Genomic DNA, 22,709 nt, shown 5'->3' on the forward strand with positions numbered 1-22,709 from the left:
CCGGACTTCGCAACGCGCGGTGACAGCAGATGACAGAGACACCTGAGAGCGCGGAACTGGGCGCGCTGCGCCTTGCACTGGCCGCGCGTCTTGCCGAACCGCGCCTGCCCGACCCCGTGCGGAGCATTGGCGCGATCCTGTCAGGGCAGTCATGGCGCCTGCCTGCCCAGGCGCAGGTGACCGCGCCGGTCTGCACCTGCTTTCCACGTATCCGTGCCCTCAGCGAAACGATGGACAGCGGATCGCTGGCGGGCCACCTCGCCCCCCTGCTCGACAGGCTGCGCTGGGTCGCCGATTACCCTGACCGCACCGCGCTGGCAGAGACCTTCGGACATGCGGTGCTGCACGCGGGCGACGGGCTGGTGACCGGCTGCAACCTGCTCGCCGCCGAGACGGCCTACCCCGCCCACGCCCACCGCGCCGACGAGCTTTACCTGCCGCTCACCGACGGAATGCCCGCGCTCTGGCGGCAGGGCGACGGCGTTGATCGCGAGAAGCGTGCCGGCACACTGGTGATCCACGGCCCCGAGGAACCGCACGCGCTGACCACGCGGGCGGACCCGATCCTCAACATCTGGATCCAGTTCGGAGAGGCGCCCGGCGGACCGGCGTGGTTCGTCTGATCAGCGCGTCAGCAGGGGCGCGAACTCTTCCAGCACGCGGGCATAGACCTCGCGCTTGAACGGCACGATCTTCTCCACCAGCTCGCCCGTCGGCTGCCAGCGCCACTGCGAGAATTCCGGGTGTTCGGTCTCGATCTGAACCTGATCGTCGCTCCCGAGAAAGCGCATCAGGTACCACTTCTGCTCCTGCCCGCGATAACGCCCCTTCCAGATGTTCGGAACAAGGTCATGCGGCAGGTCGTAGGGCAGCCAGCCCGCGGTCTCGCCGACGATCTCGACGAGGTCGGCGGTCACCCCGGTCTCTTCCCAGAGCTCGCGCAGGGCCGCGTCGCGCGGGTCTTCACCCTTGTCGACCCCACCCTGCGGCATCTGCCAGGCTTCGGTGTAGCGGTCGTTGCGCTGGCCGACAAAGACATCGCCCGCAGCGTTCATCAGCATGACACCCACACAGGGGCGATAGGGCAGCTTGGCGATCTCTTCGGGGGTCATGGGCAAGGCTCCTCTCGGGTTGGCCCAGAGGTGCCGGAAGCCGGGGACCGATGCAAGCCTACTTGAGCTGGCTGTCCTTGGAGCCGCGCCGGTTGATACCACCTTTGGCGACGAACCGCGAGTCGCGCTCCTGCTGGCAGTCGATGCACAGCTTGACGCCCGGGATGGCGACGCGGCGGGGTTCGGGGATCGGTTCCTCGCACTCGGCGCAATGGGTCAGGCTCGCGCCCTGCAGCGCCTTGCGGGACTTCATCCGCTGAAGCTCGTCGGAAATCGAGGCTTCGATCTGTTCGCTCACCGCGCCGTCGCGCGCCCATCCACCGGCCATTGGCGTCACTCCTTTCGAGTGAATGTAATCCCGTCGCCTGCGGGAAACAAATGTCGCGTGCCCCATTACGCCGCGTTTCGGGTGACAACGCACGGGCTTGCGGCAATTCTCGCGCCCGGGACATGCAGAAAGGGGAGCACGCAATGGCCACCTATCCACATCTTCTGGCGCCGCTGGATCTGGGGTTCACCACCCTGAAGAACCGCGTGCTGATGGGATCGATGCACACGGGGCTGGAAGAGACCCGCGACTGGAACCGCGTTGCCGAGTTCTATGCCGAACGGGCGCGCGGCGGCGTCGCGCTGATGGTGACCGGCGGCATCGGACCGAACCCGGAAGGGTCGGTCGCGCCGGGCGCGGCCATGATGGTCAGCGACGAGGATATCGCCAGCCACTCCATTGTGACCCAGCGGGTGCACGAGGCAGGCGGCAAGATCGCCATGCAGATCCTTCACGCCGGGCGCTATGCCTTCGGACCGAAATGCGTGGCGCCGAGCCCGGTGAAATCCCCGATCTCGCCCTTCCCGCCCAACGAGTTGGACGAGGACGGCATCGAGAAACAGATCTCCGACATCGTCGAGGCCGCGCGCAAGGCCAAGCTGGCGGGCTATGACGGGGTCGAGATCATGGGGTCGGAAGGCTACTTCCTGAACCAGTTCATCGTGACCCACACCAACAAGCGGACCGACCGCTGGGGTGGATCCTACGAGAACCGCATCCGCCTGCCGATCGAGGTGGTGCGGCGCACCCGCGAGGCGACGGGGACCGATTTCATCATCATCTACCGCCTGTCGATGATCGATCTCGTGCCCAACGGTTCGACCTTTGACGAGGTCGTGCAACTGGCGCAGGAGATCGAGAAGGCGGGCGCGACCATCATCAACACCGGCATCGGCTGGCACGAGGCACGGATCCCGACCATCGCGACCTCGGTGCCGCGCGCGGCCTTTGCCTGGGTGACGAAGAAGCTGATGGGCAAGGTGTCGATCCCCGTCATCACCTCGAACCGGATCAATACGCCCGAGGTGGCCGAGGAGGTGCTGTCGACCGGCTGCGCCGACATGGTGTCGCTGGCCCGCCCGATGCTGGCCGACGCCTACTTTGTGGCCAAGGCCGAGGCGGGCACGGCGGACCAGATCGCGCCCTGCATCGCCTGCAACCAGGCCTGCCTGGATCACACCTTCGGCGGCAAGCTGACCTCCTGCCTCGTCAATCCGCGCGCCTGCCACGAGACGGAACTGCCGATCGTCGCAGCCGGGACCGCCAAGAAGGTGGCAGTCGTCGGCGCCGGGCCTGCCGGGCTCTCGACCGCGATCACGGCGGCCCAGCGCGGCCATGCGGTGACGATCTTCGACAAGGCCGAGGAAGTTGGCGGACAGCTGAACATGGCCAAGCAGATCCCCGGCAAGGAGGAGTTCTGGGGGCTGGTCGACTGGTATCGCACCATGCTCGACGTCGCCGGGGTGACGGTGAAGCTTGGCACCGAGGCGACCGCCGAGATGCTGGAAGGCTTTGACGAGGTGATCATCGCGACCGGCGTCCTGCCCCGCGACCCCGGAATCCCCGGAGAGGACGGGCCGAACGTGGTGAGCTACGTCGACGTGCTGCGCGGCAAGGCCGACGTGGGCAAGCGCGTGGCGGTGATCGGCGCGGGCGGTATCGGCTTCGACGTGTCCGAGTACCTGGCGCACGAGGGCACCAGCCCGACCGAAGACCTGCCGCTCTGGATGAAGGAGTGGGGCGTCGCAGACCCTTCGGAGGTGCGCGGCGGACTGGCCCCCGAGGGCCCGCAGCCCGAGCCTTCGGCACGGGAGATCACCCTGCTTCAGCGCAAGAAGACCAAGCACGGCAAGGGACTCGGCAAGACAACCGGCTGGATCCACCGCGCGGCGCTGAACATGAAGGACGTGAACTTCGTCGGCGGCGTGAACTACGAGCGGATCGACGGCGAGGGGCTGCACGTGAGCTTTGGCGAGGCGCGGGAAAACCCCACGCTGATCGCGGCCGATACCGTGGTGCTCTGTGCCGGTCAGGTCTCGGAGCGGAGCCTTGCGGACGCGCTCGAGGCCAAGGGCGTGACCGTCCACGTGATCGGCGGCGCCGACGTGGCCGCGGAACTGGACGCCAAGCGCGCGATTGATCAGGGCACGCGGCTGGCGGCAGGGTTGTAGGGGGGCGGAATTGCGCCTCGCGCCGGTTGGGAGAATTGTCTATCCGACCGGCGCGGTCCTGCTCAGGGCCGCCGAATGGCATGGGTTCTCGCGCGGTGCGGGAAATTTCACACGCGCTCCGCACGCCTGAATTGAAGTCCTTCCAACACGCTTGTCCGAACGGCTGAACCGCCGCTAGAAGACCCGTATGCATCCTATTCAAGCATGCGGTTTTGTTTAATTTTTGAAAGACACCATAATGACCAAGTCAGTCATCAAGTACCTGCAACCCGAACCCCTCTACTACGCCGACGTCTTTTCTTTCGCGACCCTGGGCTATTACAGCTTCGACAGCGAGGACTGGGCCGATGCCCTCCCCGGCCGCAAGGCGGCAAAGTCGATCACCGTCACCACGGACTTCAGCTATCAGATCCACAACCAGCCGGACTACGAAGCCGAAGTCGGCTACAAGTTCATCGGAGACTTCTCCAAGTCCGGCGGCGTCTGGAGCGGCACCATCGACCGCGTGCAGTTCCTGAGCGATGGCGACGTTGTCGGGACGGTCGTGCTCAACTCCGGTGTCGATATCTCGCGCGTGGCGAACGTCGCAGGCTCGGGCCTGATCTGGAACGAGCTGACGGCAACGGGGCTGCGCGGCAGTTTCACCAGCACCACCGATTACTTCAATGGCTCGGTCGGCGATGACATCCTCAACCTCGGTGGCGGCAACGATCAGGTCAATGCCTCTCGCGGCAACGACGTCGTGCGCGGCGGCGGCGGTCATGACATGATTGATGGCTACGACGGCGACGACCGCCTCTTCGGTGGCGGCGGCAATGACCATCTGTATGGCAAGGGTGGGAATGACCGGCTGTTCGGACAGGCAGGCAAGGACACCTTCTATTCCGACGGTCAGGGCACCAATGTCTGGACCGGGGGCAAGGGCGCGGACATGTTCCAGGTCTCCAGCCTCAACTGGGACAAGACCAGCCCGACCACGGTGACCGACTTCAATGCGCGGCAGGGCGACAAGCTCGACCTCACGGAGTTCACGCCACTGCTCTACAACGAGGTCGACGAGATCCGCTTCATCGGAAAGCGCGCCTTTTCCGCGACCGAAGGGGTGCTCGAGGTCCGGATGGAAGACGGTCTCGTCTCGATCGACAGCACCGGTGACGGCATTGCCGACTGGGGTCTGGACCTTGAGGGCCTCACGAGCTTCAAGGCGACCAAGACGAACTGGATCGAGCTGCCGGACTGGTGGGACTTCAGTTGACCAATTGGGACGAGGGCCGGAACGTCAGCCCCCTGCCGATACGAAAAAGGCCCGGGCGAAACCCGGGCCTTTCCTATTTAGCCGTTCGACCGCCTCAGGCGACGTCGAATTCTAGCGGTTTGACCTGCCGGAACATGCCGGTGTCTTCCAGCGCCTTCAGCACCGGGGTCGAGAGGCTGGCATCGACGTAGAGCAGCGCGATGGCTTCGCCGCCGGGTGCAGCGCGGCCGAGGGTGAAGTTCGCGATGTTCACACCGGCCTCGCCCAGGGTGCGGCCCAGCGTGCCGATCACGCCCGGCACGTCCTGGTTGGTGGTGTAGAGCATGTGGCTGCCCACCTCGGCGTCGATGTTGATGCCCTTGATCTGGATGAAGCGCGGCTTGCCGTCGCTGAACACGGTGCCCGCGATGGAGCGCTCACGCTTCTCGGTGACCACGGTGACCTTGATGTAGCCGTCGAAGGCGCCCGACTTGTCCTGGTTGGTGGTCGAGATCTTGATCCCGCGCTCCTTGGCGACGACCGGGGCCGAGACCATGTTCACGTCGGGGTTGGCCTTCTTCATGATGCCCGCGACCACGCCACAGTTCAGCGCGGCAAGGTTCATCGCGGCGACCGAACCGTCGTAGAGGATGTTGATCGCCTTGATCGGCTCGTCGGTCATCTGCCCGATGAAGTTGCCGAGGTGACCCGAGAGGGTAACCCACGGGCCCATCACCTTGGCTTCCTCGGCGGTCATCGAGGGCATGTTCAGCGCGTTCTCGACGGCGCCATCCAGCAGGTAGTTCGACATCTGCTCGGCCACCTGCAGGGCGACGTTTTCCTGCGCCTCGGTGGTTGCCGCGCCGAGGTGCGGGGTGCAGACGACGTTCGGCAGGCCGAACAGCGGGTTTTCCTTGGCGGGCTCTTCCGAGAACACGTCAAAGGCGGCGCCTGCCACGTGGCCCGACTTGATCAGCTCAGCCAGGGCCGCTTCGTCGACGAGACCACCGCGGGCGCAGTTGATGATCCGCACGCCCTTCTTGGTCTTGGCGAGGTTCTCGGCCGAGAGGATGTTGCGGGTGGTGTCGGTCAGCGGCACGTGCAGGGTGATGAAGTCGGCGCGCTTGAGCAGGTCGTCCAGATCCTCGATCTTTTCGACGCCCATCTTGTCGGCCTTCTCCTGGCTCAGGAACGGGTCGTAGGCGATGACTTTCATCTTGAGACCACGGGCACGGTCGCAGACGATGCCGCCGATGTTGCCCGCGCCGATGACGCCCAGCGTCTTGCCGGTGAGTTCGACGCCCATGAACTTGGACTTTTCCCACTTGCCGGCATGGGTCGAGGCGCTGGCCTCGGGGATCTGGCGGGCCACGGCGAACATCATCGCGATGGCGTGCTCGGCGGTGGTGATCATGTTGCCGAAGGGCGTGTTCATGACGATCACGCCTTTCTTGGAGGCGGCTTCGCGGTCGACGTTGTCGACACCGATACCGGCGCGGCCGATCACCTTGAGGTTGGTGGCGGCCTCGAGAATGGTCGGGGTCACCTTGGTGGCCGAACGGATGGCGAGGCCGTCATACTGACCGATCACCTCGGCCAGCTTGTCCTTGTCCTTGCCAAGCGTGGGCTGGAAGTCGACTTCGATGCCGCGATCCTTGAAGATCTGGACGGCTGCGTCGGAAAGTTCGTCGGAAATGAGTACGCGGGGGGCCATTGGATTGGTCCTTTGTCTGATGGGAAACACGCCCCGGGCTCAACCCGGGGCCTCGTGGTTCTGCATGGGATGCCCCGGGCTGGCCGGGACCTTGTGTGGTTGAGGAACACGCCCCGGACCTGCTCCGGGGCCGCATCGTTCAGCTGGTGGCGCGAGGTCCCGGATCAGGTCCGGGACGGATCGGCGCAGGGTGGGCGCGCTGCGCCCACCACCGGATCACGCCGCTTCGGACTGCTCTTCGAGGCAGGCCTCGAAGGCCCACTTGATCCAGAGCGTCAGCTTCTCGATATCCGCCGACTCGATGGTCGCACCGCACCAGACGCGCAGCCCGGCCGGAGCATCGCGATAGGCGCCGATGTCGTAGGCCGCGTTGTAGGTCTCGAGCTTCTTGGCCACGGCCTTGGCAAATGCCGCCGGGTCCTTGATGCGGTCGTCGGTGAACTTGAGGCAGACGCTGGTGTTCGAGCGCGTTGCCGGGTCCTCGGCGAGGTTGGCGAGCCAGTCGTTGCGGTCGCAGAAGTCCCACAGGACCTTGGCGTTGGTGTCCGCACGCTTCATCAGCTCGGGCAGGCCGCCGATCTTCTTGGCCCATGCCAGCGCGACGAGGTAATCCTCGACCGCCAGCATCGACGGGGTGTTGATCGTCTCGCCCTTGAAGATGCCTTCGTTCAGCTTGCCGCCCTTGGTCATGCGGAAGATCTTGGGCATCGGCCAGGCCGGGGTGTAGCTTTCCAGCCGCTCGACGGCGCGGGGGCTGAGGATCAGCATGCCGTGCGCCGCTTCGCCACCCATCACCTTCTGCCAGGAGAAGGTGACGACATCCAGCTTGTCCCAGGGCAGGTCCTGAGCGAAGGCGGCCGAGGTCGCGTCGCAGATGGTCAGGCCGGCGCGGTCCGCTGGGATCGCGTCACCGTTCGGGACGCGGACGCCCGAGGTAGTGCCGTTCCAGGTAAAGACGACGTCGGTGTCGAAATCGACGGTCGCGAAATCTACGATCTCGCCGTAACCGGCTTCTTTCACTTCGGCGTCGATCTTGAGCTGCTTCACCACGTCGGTGACCCAGCCGGAGCCAAAGCTCTCCCAGGCCAGCATGGTGGCCTTGCGGGCGCCGAGCATGGACCACATGGCCATCTCGACCGCGCCGGTGTCGGATGCGGGTACGATGCCGATGCGGTAGTCCGCCGGAACGCCGAGGATCTCGCGCGTCTCTTCGATCGCGGCCTTCAGCTTGTCCTTGCCGACAGCAGCACGGTGCGAACGGCCCAGCGGCGCGTCGGCAAGCATGTTCAGTTCGAAATGGGGGATCTTGGCACAGGGGCCAGAGGAGAAACGCGGATTGGCCGGCCGCGTTGCCGGGTGTTTGTCAGCCATGTGACTTAACCTTCCAGATAAGCGCCCCTCGTTGGGGAGGGGTGTCCCGCCGCCGCGTATAAGTGCGATTCGGGAGTCACGCAACGGGAGAAATGTCGCTTTCCGATCACGAAGCGTCGCACGGCCCGCCAAAACCCGTCCGGCTGTCTCCTATCGGAAATCTCGGTGGTGGCGCGGCCAGATCTCGCGGAGATCTCTGGCCAAGCATCTGCCGAAGTGGTTTATGCGCGGGCGACCCTGCCTGACCGAGGACCGCCATGTACGTCGCCACCCTGCTCACCTCTCCCGCCCAGCCTTCACTCGACTCCGCGCTGGTGCGCTCGCTGCGCAATGCGTGGGGCGGCGGCGAGGCCACCTGGCTCGCGGCGGAGGAGGCGGCGGAATTCACCCTGCCCGCGATGCCGGACAACCTCTGGGACGTCTGGGCGGAGATGCAGAAGCAGGGGGTCGACCTTGCGGTGCAGGCGGTCGAGGGCCGCAGAAAGAAGATGCTGCTGGCCGACATGGACAGCACCATGATCCAGCAGGAATGCATCGACGAACTGGCCGACGAGGCCGGTGTCGGCGAGCGGGTCAAGGAGATCACCGCGCGCGCCATGAACGGCGAACTGGATTTCGAGGGCGCGCTGACCGAGCGCGTCGGCCTGCTCAGGGGCCTGCCCGAGAGCGTGATCACCGACGTGCTGACCAACCGGATCACCTTCATGCCCGGCGGGCGCGAACTGGTGGCTACGATGAAGGCCAATGGCGGCTATGCCGCGCTGGTCTCGGGCGGGTTCACCGCCTTCACCGGCAAGGTCGCGGCGCACCTCGGCTTTGACGAGAACCGCGCCAACACGCTGCTGGCCGAGAACGGCGCCCTGACCGGCGACGTCGGTCGCCCGATCCTTGGCAAGCAGGCCAAGGTTGACGCGCTGGAGCAGATCACCGCGCGGCTGGGCATCGCCGAGGCGGACGTGATCGCCGTGGGCGACGGGGCCAACGACCTCGGGATGCTGCACCGGGCCGGCACCGGCGTTGCGCTGCACGCCAAGCCCGTCGTGGCCGCCGAATGCGATATCCGCGTCAATCATGGCGACCTGACCGCGCTGCTCTACCTTCAGGGATACGCCCGCTCCGACTTTGCCTGAGTCCGGCGGGCCACGCCCTGCAGCCTTCATGAAAAATTAGCACTGCGGGGTTTTGCCTTTCGCCAATGCTGCCTCTAGGGTGCCGGTGACTCGACCGGGCCCGGAGGCTGCCCGGATGCGGTGGGAGCCAGTGGGAGACCAGCATGAGATTCACCCCCCTCGTCGGATCGATCGTCCTGACCGTCCTTTGCCTGAGCTATGCCTATTGGGAGCCGTGGCTGCTGTTGCCCGCCCTGCTGTTCGGATGGCTCGGGGGAGTCGGCGTCTATGACATGCTGCAGTCGCGCCATTCGATCCTGCGCAACTATCCGATCCTCGGCCACATGCGGTTCATCTTCGAGGGCATCCGCCCGGAGATCCGCCAGTACCTGATCGAGAGCGATCAGGACGAGGAACCCTTTTCGCGAGACAAGCGCTCGCTGATCTACCAGCGCGCCAAGGGCGTGGAAGACAAGCGCCCCTTCGGCACCCGGCAGCGGGTCTACGACTCGGGCTACGAGTGGATCACCCATTCGGTCGTGCCAAAGCACCTCGAGGACCACGATTTCCGCATCCAGATCGGCGGGCCGGACTGCAAGGTGCCCTACGACGCCTCGATCTACAACATCTCGGCGATGAGCTTCGGCGCCCTGTCGGCGAACGCCATCCTTGCCCTGAACAAGGGCGCGGCCAAGGGCGGCTTTGCCCATGACACCGGCGAGGGCGGCATCAGCCGCTATCACCGGGAAGGCGGCGGCGACCTGATCTACGAGGTCGGCTCGGGCTACTTCGGCTGCCGCACCCCCGAGGGGCGCTTCGACGTCGAGAAGTTCGCCGAGCAGGCCGCGAACCCGCAGGTCAAAATGATCGAACTGAAGCTGAGCCAGGGTGCCAAGCCCGGTCATGGCGGTGTACTGCCCGCCTCGAAGATCAGCCACGAGATCGCCGAGGCGCGCCATATCCCGATGGGGCAGGACTGTGTGTCGCCCGCGTCGCACCCCGAGTTCTCGACACCCATCGAGATGATGCAGTTCATCCAGAAGATGCGCGACAACGCCAGCGGCAAGCCCGTCGGGTTCAAGCTCTGCGTCGGCCACCGGCGCGAGTTCATGTGCATCGTCAAGGCGATGCTGGAGACCGACATCGTTCCCGATTTCATCGTGGTCGACGGCAAGGAAGGCGGCACCGGCGCGGCGCCGCTGGAGTTTGCCAACCACATGGGGATGCCGCTGGTCGAGGGTCTGACCTTCGTGCACAACACGCTGCGCGGCGCGGGTATCCGCGACCGGCTCAAGATCGGCGCCTCGGGCAAGCTGGTCAGCGCCTTCGACATCGCCAAGGCACTGGCCCTCGGCGCGGACTGGGCCAACTCGGCCCGTGGTTTCATGTTCTCGGTCGGCTGCATCCAGGCACAGGCCTGCCACACCAACCACTGCCCCGTCGGCGTGGCGACCCAGGACCCGATCCGTCAGCGGGCGCTGAACGTGACCGACAAGTCCGAACGGGTCTACCGCTTTCACAAGAACACCATGAAGGCGCTGGCCGAGATGACCGGGGCCGCCGGGCTCGACCATCCGGGCGACTTCCGCCCCTATCACCTGCTGATGCGCGAGAAGGATCACGAGATGGCCACGGGCGAGGAGGTCTACCCCTACCTGCCCGAGGGCTTCCTGCTGCGCGGAGAGGATCGCGGGTTCGGCTACCTGATGCGCTGGGTCCGGGCCGACGCCAGCACCTTCACCCGGCTCGACCTGCCCGACGACTCGACGGCGATCCCGATCGCCTGAACGCAGAGGCCGGGGGCATTGTCCCTCGGCCCCGCGCCGCCGCGGTCAGTCCTGCAGCGGGATGTGGAGCTCGCCGCGATCCCGCGCCAGCCTGATCTGGCGCTGGCGCTCGCGAAAGCGCTCCTTGTCCTCGTCCGAGGTCTCGTCGATGCAGTGATGGCAGGATACCCCCTGTTCGTATTCGGGGCGCTGCATGTCTTCCGGCAGGATGGGGCGGCGGCACCCGTGGCACAGCAGGTGCGGGCCTTCCGTCAGGCCGTGGCCGACGCTGACCCGGTTGTCGAAGACAAAGCATTCACCCTGCCAGGTGCTGTCTTCGGCCGGAACCTCCTCGAGGTACTTCAGGATGCCGCCCTTGAGGTGGAAAACCTCGGGCACGCCCTGCCCCAGCAGGTAGTTGGTGGATTTCTCGCAGCGGATGCCGCCAGTGCAGAACATGGCGATCCGCTTGTTGTGAAAGCGCTCCTTGTTCGCCTCCCACCAGGCCGGGAACTCGCCGAAACTCCGGGTTTCGGGGTCGACCGCACCCTCGAAGGTGCCGATGGCGACCTCGTAGTCGTTGCGTGTGTCGATCACCGCGACGTCGGGCTGGCGGATCAGGTCGTTCCAGTCCTGCGCCTCGACGTAGTGCCCGACGCGCGCCAGCGGATCCACGTCCGGCTGGCCCATCGTCACGATCTCTTTCTTCAGCCGCACCTTGAGCTTGGCAAAGGGCGCCGAGGAGGCGGTGCTCTCCTTCCACTCGAGGTCCGCACAGCCCGGCAGCGACCGCAGGTAGGCCAGCGCCGCGTCGATCCCCGCACGGGGGCCCGCGATGGTGCCGTTGATGCCCTCGCGCGCCAGCAGCAGCGTACCGCGCACGTCGCCCGCCTCGCAGACGGCGCGAATGCCCGGGCGCAGGGCGTCCGGATCCTCGAAACGGGTGAAGTGATAGAGGGCAGCTACGGTAAACATGGGCGCGAAATACCGCCGTGGCGGGGGAATGGGCAAGGGGCATTTCGGCGCACGCGAGCTGCGCAACCGCCCCACTAGGCAATGATGCCCATGCGCAAAATGGTTGATTTTGCAGTCAGCCTTTCCACCATGGGCGTAACACGGAGGACTCAGCAGCACGCTCCCGGGCGCCGGACGGCCCGAGGACGGCATTTCCAGAACACCTGTCCGGGAGACAGAAATGCAATTCTTGGACCCGTTATTCAACCTGATCAACGATTTGACCTGGGGCTGGGCGCTTGTTCCCTTCCTCGTGGTCCTGGGTGTCTTCTTCACGATCTCCAGCGGTTTCGTTCAGTTCCGCTTTTTCGGCCGGATGTTCTCGGTCCTGACCGGAGGCGAGGAAACCGCCGATCCGACGAAAATCTCGGCGCGCGAGGCCCTGCTGGTCTCGGTCGGCGGCCGGGTCGGCGGCGGTAACATCGCGGGCGTCGCGGTGGCCATCACGCTCGGCGGCCCCGGCGCGGTGTTCTGGATGTGGGCCATCGCCCTCGTCGGCATGTGCTCGGCCCTTGTCGAGGCCACGCTGGCGCAGCTCTACAAGCGGACCGCCGCGGACGGCACCTACCGGGGCGGACCCGCGCGGGCGATCATCCACGGGCTGGGCGAACACTACCGCTGGCTGGCCATCGTCTACGCGGTCTGTCTGATCGCCTCCTTCTCCATCGGCTTCAACGCCTTCCAGGGCAACACGGTGGCCGGTGCCGCGCTCGACAGCCTGTCGATCCCGCGCTACGCAACCGGCATCTTCCTGGCCGTGGTCACCGGGTTCATCATCTATGGCGGTATCCACCGCATCGCCAAGGTGGCCGACGTGATCATCCCGATCATGGCGCTCGGCTATATCGCCATGGCCCTGATCGTCATCGTCATGAACCTGACCAGCCTGCCCGGCGTGATCTGGGACATCGTCGCCAACGCCCTCGGCTTCCGCGAGGCGGTGGCAGGCGGCATGGGCGCGGCCATCGCGCAGGGCCTCCGGCGCGGGTTGTTCTCGAACGAGGCTGGTCTGGGCTCGGCCCCGAACGTCGCCGCGACCGCCTACGTCAAGCACCCGGTGAGCCAGGGCATCACCCAGAGCTTCTCGGTCTTCATCGACACCATCCTGATCTGCTCGTGCACCGCCTTCATCATCCTGCTGGGCGATGTCTACCAGCCGGGTGCCGAGGGCGTGGACGGTGTCGCACTGACCCAGCAAAGCCTTGTCAGCCACGTGGGGGCATGGTCGCAGTACTTCCTGACCGGCGCGATCTTCCTCTTCGCCTTCAGCTCGATCATGTACAACTACTTCCTGGGCGAGAACGCACTGACCTTCATGACCGAGAGCCCGACGGCGCTGCACGTGCTGCGGATCGCGATCATCGGCATCGTCCTGCTGGGCGCGGTGGCGCCGGGGGCGACGGCGGTCTTCTCCTTCTCCGATCCGCTGATGGGCATCCTCGCGGTGGTGAACCTGCTGGCGCTCGCCATGCTGTTCCCCGTCGCGGTGCGGCTGATCAACGACTACCGGGGACAGCTGGCCGCGGGGGTACAGAAGCCGGTGTTCGATCCGAAGAAGTTCCCGGACCTCGACACCGACCCCACCGCCTGGCCCGACGCCAAGTGACGGGAACGGCGCGGCCCCACGCGGGCCGCGCCATTGACGACCCGGCATCGCTCTGACAACTCTTGCAAAACCATGCAGGAGAGACCGATGGCCAATGCCCTCGTCGTGATCGACGTCCAGAACGACTTTTGCCCCGGCGGGGCGCTGGCCGTGGCCGGAGGCGACGAGATCGTCCAGCCGATCAACGCGATGATGGACGGTTTCGACGCGGTGATCCTGACGCAGGACTGGCACCCGGCGGGGCATTCCTCCTTTGCCAGCTCGCACCCGGGCAAGGGCCCCTACGAGATGATCGAGATGCCCTACGGCCCGCAGGTGCTGTGGCCCGATCACTGTATTCAAGGCACCGGTGGCGCCGCGTTTCACGCCGGTCTGCGGGTCGACGCGGACCTGATCATCCGCAAGGGCTTCAACTCCGCGATCGACAGCTACTCGGCCTTCTTCGAGAACGACCACACCACGCCGACCGGGCTTGAGGGCTACCTGCGCACCCGGGGGATCGACACGCTCACTCTGGTCGGCCTCGCCACCGATTTCTGCGTGAACTTCTCTGCCGTCGACGCCGCGCGGCTCGGCTTCAAGGTCACCGTCGACCTTGCCGCCTGCCGCGGGATCGACCTCGACGGCTCGATGGCCGCCGCACTTGACGGCATGAAGGCCGCCGGTGTGACATTGACGGGCGGCTGAGTCCCGCCGCCCCGAGAGAACCCTTTTTGCTTGGCCCGGCCCGCCGATGTAACGTAACAGGCGGTGACCCTACGAAACCGAGGCTTGCCCGTTGGATATCGCAACCCGCGTCTACAATCACAAATGGAAGATCGATCCGATCGTGCGGTCGCTGATCGACACCGATTTCTACAAGCTGCTGATGTGCCAGTCGGTGTTCCGCAACAAGCCGGACACCCAGGTCACCTTCTCGCTGATCAACCGGTCCAAGGACGTGCCGCTGGCCAAGCTGATCGACGAGGGCGAACTGCGCGAACAGCTGGATCATATCCGGTCGCTGTCGCTGAGCCGGGGCGAGAGCACATGGCTGCGCGGGAACACCTTCTATGGCAAGCGGCAGATGTTCCGCCCCGACTTCATGGAGTGGTTCGAAGGGCTGCGCCTGCCTCCCTACTTCCTCGAACGCAAGGGCGACCAGTACGAGCTGACCTTCGAGGGCAAGTGGCACGAGGTCATGATGTGGGAAATTCCCGCGCTGGCCGTGCTGATGGAACTGCGGTCGCGCGCGGTGCTGAACGACATGGGCCGCTTCGAACTCAAGGTGCTCTATGCCCGGGCGATGACGCGGCTCTGGGAAAAGATCGAGCGGCTGCGCAAGCTGGAGGGGCTCGGCATCTCCGATTTCGGGACCCGGCGGCGGCATTCCTATCTCTGGCAGGACTGGTGCGTGCAGGCGATGATCGAGGGGCTGGGGTCCAAGTTCAACGGCACCTCCAACTGCCTGATCGCGATGAAGCGCGACCTCGAGGCGATCGGAACCAACGCGCACGAGCTGCCGATGGTCTATTCCGCCCTCGCCGACAGCGACGAGGAGCTGGCCCGCGCGCCCTACGAGGTGCTTTCGGACTGGCACGAGGAGCATGACGGCAACCTGCGGATCATCCTGCCCGACACCTACGGCACCAAGGGCTTCCTCGATCGTGCGCCCGACTGGCTGGCGGGCTGGACCGGGATCCGCATCGACAGCGGCGATCCGGCCAAGGGCGCCGAGACCGCGATCGAGTGGTGGAAGTCGCGCGGCGAGGACCCGAGGGAAAAGCGGATCATCTTCTCCGACGGGCTGGACGTCGACAAGATCATCGAACTGCACAACCAGTTCCAGGGCCGGGTCAAGGCCTCCTTCGGCTGGGGTACGCTGCTGACCAACGACTTCCGCGGGCTGGTCGAGGGTGACCGGCTGGCGCCCTTCTCGCTGGTCTGCAAGGCGGTTTCGGCCAACGGGCGCCCGACGGTCAAGCTCTCGGACAACCCCGAAAAGGCGATGGGACCGGCCGAGGAGATCGAACGCTACAAGCGCGTCTTTGGCGTCGGCGAACAGAAGCGCATCGCGGTCGTCGTCTAACCCCTCCCGCCGCTGGGCATGGTGAAGGAGAACACCGCGCCATGCGGCGCGGCGGCCCTGAGCGATATCTCCGTCCCCCAGCCGGTCACGATGCGCCGCACGAGGGCGAGGCCGACGCCCGACACCTCCTGCGCCGCGCCGGACGCCTTGAGCGACCAGAACATGTCGAACACGCGCGCGGCATGTTCCGGGGCGATGCCCGGCCCGTCGTCCTCGACCTCGAAGCGGTGATTTCGCCCCTCCATCCAGTGCCGCAGGATGATCCTCGGGCTGTGGTCCGGGTGATGCTTGACCGCGTTCGAGATCAGGTTGCGCAGGATGATCTCCAGCTCGACCCGCTGGGCGCGGACGGTGGGAAAGGCCCCTTCGAGGCAGAGTTCGCCATGCGGCAGGTGCAGGTCGCCGAGTTCCTCTGCCAGCGCGCGCAGGTCGACCTCGGTCACTTCCTGCGCCGCGCCATCGACCTGCAGGTAGCGGAACACCGCCTTGATCAGCTCTTCCAGTCGGACCGCGCGTTCCGAGATGGTCGCCAGATGGATGCCGATCAGCCCCTCCGCCTCTGGTTCGCCGGTTTCCAGTTCCTCGGCGGCGAACTCGGCCAGCGCGCGGATCTGGCGCAGAGGCGCGCGAAGGTCGTGCGCGGCGATCTGGGTGAACTTTTCGATTTCGTCGATCCGCGCGGCGCCGTGCTCCAGCCGCAGCCGCGCGCGCTGGCGCACCAGCAGCAGCAGGCAGCACAGCAGGATAACCAGCAGCATCGAGGGGATCAGGAGCGCGATGTTGCGCCGGTCGGTCAGGGCCGCCTGCTGCTCTCTCATCCGAGCCACCATGCGATCACGGACCACCGACAGCTCGCCCAGCGCCTCCGAGTCGCTGACCCGCACTGCATCGTCGATCTCCCGGCTGCGGGCGCCCGCGGCGTGCATCGCGTTCACCGTGGCGATGTTGGTCTTGTAGCTTCCGATCGCCGCCCGCTGCGCCGCCAGCGGCAGGCTGTCGCCGTCCTGAACCAGCATTGCCTCCAGCCGGTCGAGCAGCGCCAGCGCGCGGTCCGCCGCGTCGAGGGCCTCGTCGCGATAACGGGTCTCGCCGGGGCGCAGCACCCAGTTCTTGAAATGGTGCACCATGCCGCCGTAGCCGATGGCCCCCTGCAGATCGAGCAGCACGGTATGGCGCGCCAGCTGATCCTCGGCCAGGCGCAGCTGGTCACGCCGCGCGAAGAGGAAGATCGCCGAGAATATCGCCGCGGACAGCAGGAAAATCACCCCGATGGTCCACGAGATGGTGCGCAGGTTTCGTTTCAGTTGCCGTTCTGGGGTCATTCGCCGGGGCCTCGGTTGCGACTCGGGTTCTGACACCAGCCCTAGCGGCAAGCGGTTAACTATTGGCAACCGCCGAAGGTCAGGGAGCGACCCGCGCCTTCATCCGGCGTTCGCGCCAGACCACCAGAAGACCGCCCAGCGCAATCAGCAGCGCACCGGGGAACAGCGCATCCCACGGCGCCTCTTCGAAGAACAGCCAGCCGAAGAAGAAGGCCGTCGGAATCCCGAAGTACGAAAACGGGGCAAGGTTGCTCTGCTCGGTCATCCGGTAGGAGACCACCATGCAGAGCACCGCCATGCCGCCGAACGCGCCCATCCCGGCAATGTAGAGCAGGTCGATGGGCGCCTTGATCGGAGAGAACCCGCCCAGCAGCAGCACCAGCAGGACCGAGCCCACCACGGCGACGCCCGCCGAATAGAGGTTGAGCAGGGGGCTGGGCACCTCGTCGTCCATCATCCGCGCGGTGATGCCGTTCAGGGCATAGAGCAGCGCGGCCCCCAGCGGGGTAAGGGCGGCCCAGCCAAAGTCGATGCTGGCCGGCCCGACGATCAGCACGACGCCGAAGAAGCCGAGCAGCACCGCCGACCAGCGCACCCAGCCGACCTTTTCCCCCAGCAGGGGCACGGCGAGCGCTGTCATGAAAATGGCGTTAGAGTAGGAAATCGTGGTGGCGGTGGCAAAGGCCAGCGCGCCCAGCGAAAAGTAGTAGAGCAGTTGGGCCAGCGTCACCATCAGGCCCCGCACGATCGCCAGCCGCCACTGCCGGATATACATCTTGCGCCCGGTCGCGTGCCACGCGCGCGAGAACAGCAGGAAGAGCGTCGAGGGGATCAGCCCGAACAGGTTGCGGTAGGCCGAGAGTTCGGCCGCCGCGTACCTGTCGGACAGCTCCTTGATGAGCAGCCCCATGAAATCGAACAGCACCAGCGAAACGAGAAAGATCGTGATCGCCAGCGCCGCGCGATCCCCGGGGCGACTGCTCATTGTCGGTCAGCCATGAAAGGCGGCGACCGTCTTGAGCTGGGAGAACCCGTAGAGGGCCTCGAACCCCTTCTCGCGGCCATGCCCGGACTTGCCGACACCGCCGAACGGCAGCTCGGCGCCACCGGCGGCCCCGTAGTTGTTCAGGAATACCTGGCCCGCGTGCAGCTTCTTGGCCAGACGCATCTGGCGCGCGCCGTCGCGGCTCCAGACACTGGCGACAAGGCCGAACTCGGTGCCGTTGGCGATGGCCAGCGCTTCTGCCTCGGTGTCGAAGGGAATGATCACCTGCACCGGGCCGAAGATCTCCTTCTGCGCCAGTTCGTGATCCGCCGGCACGTCGGCGAAGAGGGTCGGCTTGACATAGGCGCCGGTCGTGGGCGTGCCGTCGACGATGACACCCTCGGCCGCCAGCGTCAGGTCGCTGCCCTTCTCGATAAAGCCCGAGACGAGCTCTTTCTGGCGGGCCGAAATCAGCGGCCCGAGGCGCAGGTCCTCGGCGGCGGGGCCGACCGTCAGCTTGGAATAGGCCTCGGCCATCCGCTTGACGACCTCGTCATAGACGCCACGCTGAACCAGAATGCGCGAGGAGGCCGAGCAGGTCTGGCCCGCGTTCTGCACGCCCGCGTTCACAAGGAACGGCAGGGCCGCGTCGAGGTCGGCATCGTCGAACACCAACTGGGGCGACTTGCCGCCCAGTTCCAGCGTCACCGGAATCACGTTCTTGGCCGCAGCGCCCTGGATCAGGGCGCCAGTGGCAACCGAGCCGGTAAAGCTGATGTGGTGGATACCCGGGTGCGAGGACAGTGCCGCACCTGCCTCGGCCCCAAGGCCCGGAACCACGTTCAGCGCACCTGCGGGCAGACCGGCTTCCAGCGCGATATGGGCAAAGGCCAGCGCAGTGAGGCAGGCCTCTTCCGCCGGTTTCAGCACACAGGCGTTGCCCATGGTCAGCGCGGCGCCGACCGAACGACCGATGATCTGCATCGGGTAGTTCCACGGCACGATGTGGCCGGTCACCCCGTGCGGCTCGCGCAGGGTGTAGACGGTGTAGCCATCCATGAACGGAATGGTCTCGCCGTGGATCTTGTCGGCGGCACCGCTGTAGAATTCGCAGTAGCGGGCCAGCGCGATCACGTCCGCACGGGCCTGGGTCAGCGGCTTGCCGACGTCCATCGCTTCCAGCGCGGCCAGTTCCTCGGTCTTCTCGAGGACCTTCTGGCCGATCTTGGAGAGGATACGGCCCCGTTCCAGCGCGGTCATCGCGCCCCATTCGCCCTCGCGGGCGGCCTGGGCGGCCTTGACGGCGGCGTCGATGTCCTCGGCTCCTCCGCGGGCGATCTGGCAGATCACCGATCCGTCGGAGGGGTTCACGAGGTCGAGGGTGGCACCGGAGGCCGGAGCCGTCCATTCGCCGCCGATCAGGCAGGTGGCGGGATCGAACCAGAGCGGGTTGCGCAGGGTGTCAGGCATCGGTGAGGCTCCTCTTCAACTCATCCAGATCGGGCAGCTGCGGAGCCGCCGCAATGAGCGTCTGGGTATAGGGATGTTGCGGGTTGGAAAAGACCTGTTCGGTCTCGCCCTGCTCGACGATCTCGCCGGATTTCATCACGAGTACGCGATCCGTGACCGTCCGGACGACCGAGAGGTCGTGCGAGATGAACAGGTAGGTCAGGTTGTAGGCGCGGCAGAGCTCGGCCAGCAGGTCGAGGATCTGTGCGCGCACCGAGACGTCCAGCGCGCTGACCGCCTCGTCGAACAGGATCAGTTCGGGCCGGATGATCAGGGCGCGGGCGATGGCGATGCGCTGGCGCTGGCCGCCCGAGAATTCGTGGATGTACTTCTTGGCATCCGACGGCTTCAGGCCGACAGCGGTCAGCGCCTCGCCGATGGCCTTCTCGCGCTCCGCGCCGGTGGGCGGATTGTCGAGCAGGTGGAAGGGTTCGGTGATCAGCCGGTCGACCCGGTGACGCGGGTTGAAGCTGCCGAAAGGATCCTGGAACACCACCTGCATCTTGCGGCGCACCGCGAGGTTGGGCTTGCCCTCGGACAGCACCGGCTGCCCGTCGAGCAGGATCTCCCCGCCCTGGATCGGCTCGAGGCCCAGCAGGGCGCGCGTCAGGGTCGACTTGCCACAACCGGATTCGCCGACAAGCCCGAGCCGCTCGCCCCGGTTCAGGGTAAAGCTGACGCCCTTCACCGCGCGGAAGTGGCCCGGCGGCGCGAAAAGCTTGGTCCGGGGCAGCCGGTAGTCCCGCACCACGTCGCGCACTTCCAGCAGCGGCTTGGGCGCAGGCGCAGGCGGCAGGTCCACCAGGTGACCCGAGGCTTCGAACAGCGCGCGGGTATAGGGATGCTGCATGTTGGCCAGCAGCTGACGCGTCGGCCCCGTCTCCACCACTTCGCCATAGCGCATGACGGTGATGCGGTCGGCCATGTCGGCCACGACGGCGAGGTCGTGGGTGATCATCAGCAGGCCCATGCCGAACTCGGCCACCAGTTCCTTGAGCAGGTCGAGGATCTGGGCCTGCGTGGTCACGTCGAGCGCGGTGGTCGGCTCGTCCGCGATCAGCAGCTTGGGGCGCAGGGCGATGGCCATCGCGATCACGACCCGCTGGCGCTGGCCGCCCGACAGCTCGTGCGGGAAGCGCGTCAGCGGAAAGCGTTCGGCGGGCAGGCCAACCCGGTCGAGCACCTCTCGGGCGCGGGCATAGGCCTTGTCCTTGGGCATCGCGTCGTGGATCAGGATGGTCTCGGCCACCTGGTCGCCGATGGTCTTGACCGGGTTCAGCGCCGTCATCGGCTCCTGGAACACCATGCCGACGGACTGGCCGCGGACCCGGCACATCTCGGACTCGGACAGCTTCAGCAGGTCGGTCCCGTCCAGCACGACCGAGCCGCGCGTCTGCGCCAGTTCGGGCAGCAGTTGCATCACGGTCATCGCGGTCATCGACTTGCCCGAGCCGCTTTCGCCGGTCACCGCGACGATCTCGCCGGATTCGACGGTCAGCGACACGTCCTTCAGGATCTCGGTCTTGTGGATGGAGAGCGAGAGGTTCTGGATGCTCAGAAGGGTCATGTGCGCGCCACCCTCAGCCTTGGGTCGAGATGATCGCGCAGCCCGTCGCCCATGAGGTTCAGCCCAAGGACGGTCAGCACGATGGCGATGCCGGGCACCAGCGCCAGATGCGGCGCGAGCGAGACCATTGTCTGCGCATCGGCCAGCATGCGGCCCCAGCTGGGTGTAGGCGGTTGCGCCCCGAGTCCGATGTAGGACAGCCCGGCCTCGGCAAGGATGCCCAGCGAGAACTGGATGGTGCCCTGCACGATCAGCAGGTTCATCACGTTGGGCAGGATGTGCTCGAACGAGATGCGCGAGGCGGACTTGCCCGCCACACGTGCGGCCATGATGAACTCGCGTTCCCACAGGCTCAGCGCCCCGCCCCGGGTGATCCGGGCGAACACGGGGATGTTGAAGATGCCGATGGCGATAATCGCATTCACCGCACCCGCGCCGAAGACGGCGGTGATCAGGATCGCGATGACCAGCGAGGGGAAGGCGAAGACGAGGTCGTTGCCCCGCATGATCACCTCGTCGACCCAGCTGCCCTTGCGGGCGGCGGCGGCAAGGCCCAGCGGGATACCCAGCGCCATGCCGATGCCGACGGCGACCAGCGCGACCGCAATCGAGGTGCGCGCGCCGACCATGATCATCGAGAAGATGTCGCGGCCGAAGTGGTCGGTCCCGAACCAGTGCACCGCGTTGGGGCTCTGCAGCTTGTCGGGGATGTTCATCGCCGTGTAGTCGAACGGGGTCCAGACGAAGGACACCAGCGCCGCCAGCACGACGATGGAGGACAGGACGGCGCCAATGAGCAGGTTGCGGTTCATGTGCGTGACCTCAGGCGCGGGTCGACCGCCGCATAGGCGAGATCGACAAGGAAGTTCACCAGGATCACGGCGAAGACCAGCAGCATGACCACCGATTCCACCACGATCAGGTCGCGCGAGCTGATCGCCTGGAACACCATGCGGCCAAGCCCCGGCAGGTAGAACACGTTCTCGATGATGATCGCGCCCGCCATGAGGAAGGCGAACTGCAGGCCGATGATCGTCAGCACCGGGATCATCGCGTTGCGCAACCCGTGCCGCCACAGCGCCTGTCGCCGGGTCAGGCCCTTGGCGCGCGCGGTCCGCATGAAATCCTCGCCGAGGATGTCGAGCAGGGCCGAGCGCATCACCCGTGCGAGGATCGCCGCCTGCGGCAGGCCGAGCGAGATCGCGGGCAGCGTCAGCGACTTCATCGCCGCGAAGAACCCCTTGTCCCAGCCCGCGAAGCCCCCGGCGCTGAACCAGCGCAGGTTGATGGCGAAGATCAGCACCATGACCATCGCGAACCAGAAGTTCGGGATGGCAACGCCCAGCTGGGTGGCGCCCATGACCGCCATGTCGCCCGCCTTGCCCCGGCGCGCCGCGGCGTAGATGCCAGCGGGAAAGGCGATGAGCGTGGAGAAGGCCAGAGCGTAGAGCGCCAGCGGAAGCGAGACCCACAGACGGTCCGCGATCATCCCCGAGACCGGAGTATGATAGGTGTAGGAGGTGCCGAAGTCGCCCTGAAGCATGCCGCCCACCCAGTGCAGGTAACGCAGCCATTTCGGCACATCGAGACCGAGTTCGGCGCGCAGCGCCGCCACGGTATCGGGCTGGGCGTTGATGCCCAGCATGAACGAGGCCGGGTCTCCCGGCGCAACCTCGATGACGCAAAAGATGACGACGCTGGCGATGGCCAGGCTGAGGATCAGCGACAGGAGGCGTTTGAGTGAATATCGTACCATTTCGGGATGGTTTATGCCCGCTTGCGCCCACCGTCCATAGGGTCCGGACAGCTTCCATGATTTTGGATGGATAATTG

General features: G+C 66.1%; 19 protein-coding genes. 8 read left to right on the top strand and 11 right to left on the bottom strand.

All coding sequences use genetic code 11. The features are described 5' to 3' along the window. The first annotated feature begins 29 nt into the window (after window positions 1–29). Entirely contained in the window at window positions 30–623 is a 594-nt protein-coding gene (locus DDT93_RS07390) for a dimethylsulfonioproprionate lyase family protein (RefSeq protein WP_109465168.1), read from the top strand. Here DDT93_RS07390 and DDT93_RS07395 read toward each other — a convergent pair whose 3' ends face one another. Both DDT93_RS07395 and DDT93_RS07400 read right to left on the bottom strand, forming a co-directional pair. Then, window positions 624–1,112 carry an RNA pyrophosphohydrolase gene (locus DDT93_RS07395; protein ID WP_109465169.1) on the bottom strand — a complete coding sequence of 163 codons (489 nt, stop codon included), beginning with the start codon at window positions 1,110–1,112 and terminating at the stop codon, window positions 624–626. Window positions 1,113–1,170: 58 nt separating this feature from the next. After that, a complete protein-coding gene (locus DDT93_RS07400) occupies window positions 1,171–1,440 on the bottom strand; it encodes a DksA/TraR family C4-type zinc finger protein (protein ID WP_109465170.1) in 270 nt (89 codons plus the stop codon). Between the two features lie 143 nt (window positions 1,441–1,583). Here DDT93_RS07400 and DDT93_RS07405 point away from each other — a divergent pair, with 143 nt between their 5' ends. Further along, window positions 1,584–3,611 (top strand): NADPH-dependent 2,4-dienoyl-CoA reductase, encoded by a 2,028-nt coding sequence (locus DDT93_RS07405; RefSeq protein WP_109465171.1) that lies wholly within the window; start codon window positions 1,584–1,586, stop codon window positions 3,609–3,611. A 238-nt stretch (window positions 3,612–3,849) separates the two neighbouring features. Next, window positions 3,850–4,866 carry a calcium-binding protein gene (locus DDT93_RS07410; RefSeq protein WP_109465172.1) on the top strand — a complete coding sequence of 339 codons (1,017 nt, stop codon included), beginning with the start codon at window positions 3,850–3,852 and terminating at the stop codon, window positions 4,864–4,866. A 94-nt stretch (window positions 4,867–4,960) separates the two neighbouring features. On the opposite strand, the gene serA is transcribed toward DDT93_RS07410, so the two are convergent. Next, a complete protein-coding gene (gene serA, locus DDT93_RS07415) occupies window positions 4,961–6,559 on the bottom strand; it encodes a phosphoglycerate dehydrogenase (RefSeq protein ID WP_109465173.1) in 1,599 nt (532 codons plus the stop codon). Window positions 6,560–6,775: 216 nt separating this feature from the next. Next, window positions 6,776–7,930 (bottom strand): phosphoserine transaminase, encoded by a 1,155-nt coding sequence (locus DDT93_RS07420; protein ID WP_109465174.1) that lies wholly within the window; start codon window positions 7,928–7,930, stop codon window positions 6,776–6,778. A gap of 257 nt (window positions 7,931–8,187) precedes the next feature. On the opposite strand from DDT93_RS07420, the gene serB reads away from it, so the two are divergent. Together serB and DDT93_RS07430 are read left to right on the top strand one after the other, a co-directional pair. After that, complete coding sequence (gene serB, locus DDT93_RS07425; protein ID WP_109465175.1) at window positions 8,188–9,060, top strand: phosphoserine phosphatase SerB; 873 nt, start codon at window positions 8,188–8,190, stop codon at window positions 9,058–9,060. Window positions 9,061–9,203: 143 nt separating this feature from the next. Further along, window positions 9,204–10,826, top strand: coding sequence for an FMN-binding glutamate synthase family protein (locus DDT93_RS07430; protein WP_109465176.1), 1,623 nt, complete (start codon window positions 9,204–9,206; stop codon window positions 10,824–10,826). Window positions 10,827–10,871: 45 nt separating this feature from the next. Here DDT93_RS07430 and trhO read toward each other — a convergent pair whose 3' ends face one another. Next, window positions 10,872–11,780 (bottom strand): oxygen-dependent tRNA uridine(34) hydroxylase TrhO, encoded by a 909-nt coding sequence (gene trhO / locus DDT93_RS07435; protein ID WP_109465177.1) that lies wholly within the window; start codon window positions 11,778–11,780, stop codon window positions 10,872–10,874. Window positions 11,781–12,000: 220 nt separating this feature from the next. Here trhO and DDT93_RS07440 point away from each other — a divergent pair, with 220 nt between their 5' ends. The 3 genes from DDT93_RS07440 to pncB all read left to right on the top strand — a co-directional run bounded on the left by DDT93_RS07440 (window position 12,001) and on the right by pncB (window position 15,493). Beyond that, window positions 12,001–13,425 carry an alanine/glycine:cation symporter family protein gene (locus tag DDT93_RS07440; RefSeq protein ID WP_109465178.1) on the top strand — a complete coding sequence of 475 codons (1,425 nt, stop codon included), beginning with the start codon at window positions 12,001–12,003 and terminating at the stop codon, window positions 13,423–13,425. An 87-nt stretch (window positions 13,426–13,512) separates the two neighbouring features. Beyond that, window positions 13,513–14,112, top strand: a complete 600-nt coding sequence (gene pncA / locus DDT93_RS07445) for a bifunctional nicotinamidase/pyrazinamidase (RefSeq protein ID WP_109465179.1) — start codon at window positions 13,513–13,515, stop codon at window positions 14,110–14,112. 91 nt (window positions 14,113–14,203) lie between these two features. Then, window positions 14,204–15,493 (top strand): nicotinate phosphoribosyltransferase, encoded by a 1,290-nt coding sequence (pncB, locus tag DDT93_RS07450; protein ID WP_109465180.1) that lies wholly within the window; start codon window positions 14,204–14,206, stop codon window positions 15,491–15,493. Here the strand turns inward: pncB and DDT93_RS07455 are convergent. The 6 genes from DDT93_RS07455 to DDT93_RS07480 form a co-directional block, all read right to left on the bottom strand. Further along, on the bottom strand, window positions 15,490–16,815 hold the full coding sequence (locus tag DDT93_RS07455; protein WP_109465181.1) for a sensor histidine kinase: 1,326 nt from the start codon (window positions 16,813–16,815) through the stop codon (window positions 15,490–15,492). The two genes, pncB and DDT93_RS07455, sit on opposite strands and share 4 nt — an antisense overlap. 79 nt (window positions 16,816–16,894) lie before the next feature. Further along, on the bottom strand, window positions 16,895–17,800 hold the full coding sequence (locus tag DDT93_RS07460; protein ID WP_109465182.1) for a DMT family transporter: 906 nt from the start codon (window positions 17,798–17,800) through the stop codon (window positions 16,895–16,897). A gap of 6 nt (window positions 17,801–17,806) precedes the next feature. Beyond that, the gene (locus DDT93_RS07465) at window positions 17,807–19,270 is read right to left on the bottom strand and encodes an aldehyde dehydrogenase family protein (protein ID WP_109465183.1); all 1,464 of its coding nucleotides are present in this window, start codon (window positions 19,268–19,270) and stop codon (window positions 17,807–17,809) included. After that, window positions 19,263–20,876, bottom strand: a complete 1,614-nt coding sequence (locus DDT93_RS07470) for an ABC transporter ATP-binding protein (RefSeq protein WP_109465184.1) — start codon at window positions 20,874–20,876, stop codon at window positions 19,263–19,265. The genes DDT93_RS07465 and DDT93_RS07470 overlap by 8 nt, the downstream gene beginning before the upstream one ends. Further along, window positions 20,873–21,688, bottom strand: a complete 816-nt coding sequence (locus DDT93_RS07475; RefSeq protein ID WP_109465185.1) for an ABC transporter permease — start codon at window positions 21,686–21,688, stop codon at window positions 20,873–20,875. Before DDT93_RS07475 ends, DDT93_RS07470 begins: the two co-directional genes overlap by 4 nt. Continuing rightward, window positions 21,685–22,632 carry an ABC transporter permease gene (locus tag DDT93_RS07480; RefSeq protein ID WP_109465186.1) on the bottom strand — a complete coding sequence of 316 codons (948 nt, stop codon included), beginning with the start codon at window positions 22,630–22,632 and terminating at the stop codon, window positions 21,685–21,687. Before DDT93_RS07480 ends, DDT93_RS07475 begins: the two co-directional genes overlap by 4 nt. Between the last annotated feature and the right edge of the window lie 77 nt (window positions 22,633–22,709).

Origin of the sequence: Albibacillus kandeliae (assembly GCF_003116585.1) — a bacterium.
Taxonomy (GTDB): domain Bacteria; phylum Pseudomonadota; class Alphaproteobacteria; order Rhodobacterales; family Rhodobacteraceae; genus Albibacillus; species Albibacillus kandeliae.